The organism is Microbacterium sp. Bi128, assembly GCF_918698205.1.
Genome location: NZ_CAKKMM010001339.1, coordinates 1 through 1,391, shown reverse-complemented (window position 1 = coordinate 1,391; position 1,391 = coordinate 1). Strand labels below are relative to the sequence as shown.

2 protein-coding genes are annotated in these 1,391 nt (G+C 62.2%); both read left to right on the top strand.

Annotated elements, in window-relative coordinates; translation table 11 throughout:
* Positions 1-291: 291 nt before the first annotated feature.
* Positions 292-696, top strand: coding sequence for a tautomerase family protein (locus LQV45_RS32565; RefSeq protein ID WP_223914264.1), 405 nt, complete (start codon positions 292-294; stop codon positions 694-696).
* 244 nt (positions 697-940) lie between these two features.
* The coding region (locus tag LQV45_RS32560; RefSeq protein ID WP_230011707.1) for a PfkB family carbohydrate kinase at positions 941-1,391 on the top strand (451 nt) is incomplete at its 3' end.

Sequence of the window (1,391 nt, the reverse complement as noted above, 5' to 3'; positions counted from 1 at the left end):
GGCCAGGAAGGCCGCGTCGAGCTGGCTGTCGTCGCTGGAATCCACTTGGTGTCCCCACCTCCCGTCCCGACCATGGATAATCAACCGCCTTGTTGATCAATCTCTAGGTTGTTAACGCTATCCCTGGGCTCCGGCCTGCGCAATACCCCAACGCGGGGTCACTTAGCGCCCATACCGCACCCGAGGATGGGCGCTAAGTGACCCCGCGTTGCTGTGTGCTGTCACGGAATCCTTGCGCAGCTCCAAATTACTTTGTTAGTATGTCAGGACAAACTAGTGAAGGAGATGCGAGTGCCTCTCGTACGAATTGACGTCAACCAGGGCCGCGGCGCGGAGCAGCTCCGCGGGCTCAGCCAGGGCATCCACAACGCGATCGTGGCCGAATTTGGCATTCCAGAGCGGGACTACTTCCACGTGCTGACCGAGCATCCCGAGGGGCAAATTGTCGCCCAGGATGCCGGGCTCGGCTTCGAGCGGACGCCGGACGTGGTGATGATCCAGATCTTCACCCAGGCCGGGCGAAGCCAGTCCGCCAAGCAGTCCCTGTTTGCCGCCATTGCGGACAGGCTGGCCGCCGCGGGGGTCGCCGGCGAGGACGTTTTTATCGGATATGTCGAGAACACCGCGGGGGACTGGTCGTTCGGTTTCGGGCAGGCCCAGTACGTCACCGGCGAACTCGGCGTTCCCGCCAGGTAAACACCCGGGTATTTCCGGCGCCTGCCCCGCCGCCGCGGCGCCGCGCGGGGCATCATTTGAAGTCCCCGTGTCATGTTGTAAATATGTCAGTACAAACCTTTGACAGTACATGGATTCTAAGGCAAAGTAGTGGTTGTGGCCCGGCTCACGCCAGGCCCCAAAGCACTGAATAAGCACCGCAGAAACGCCGAAGCTCAGGCTGCGCAAAGGTATCGAGTCCACACCAGAAAGGTCCACGATCACCGTGACCCACGAACTGCTCACGATCGGGCGCATCAGTGTTGATATCTACCCGAACGACATCGGGGTGGATCTGGAGGATGTCACGTCCTTCGGAAAGTACCTTGGCGGATCCCCATCCAACGTAGCGGTCGCCGCTGCCCGCCATGGCCGCCGCACCGCCGTCATCACCCGCACCGGCGACGACGCCTTCGGCAAGTACCTGCACCGCGAACTGCGCAAATTCAACGTGGACGACTCCTTCGTCACGGCGGTCAAGGAATGGCCCACCGCCGTCACGTTCTGCGCCATCAAGCCGCCGGAGGACTTCCCGCTCTACTTCTATGGACGCTTCCCCACGGCACCAGACCTGCAGATCAAGGCCGAGGAACTGGACCTGGACGCCATCAGGGACGCCGGGATCTTCTGGTCCACCGTCACCGGACTCTGCCAGGAGCCCAGCCGCACCGCCCAGC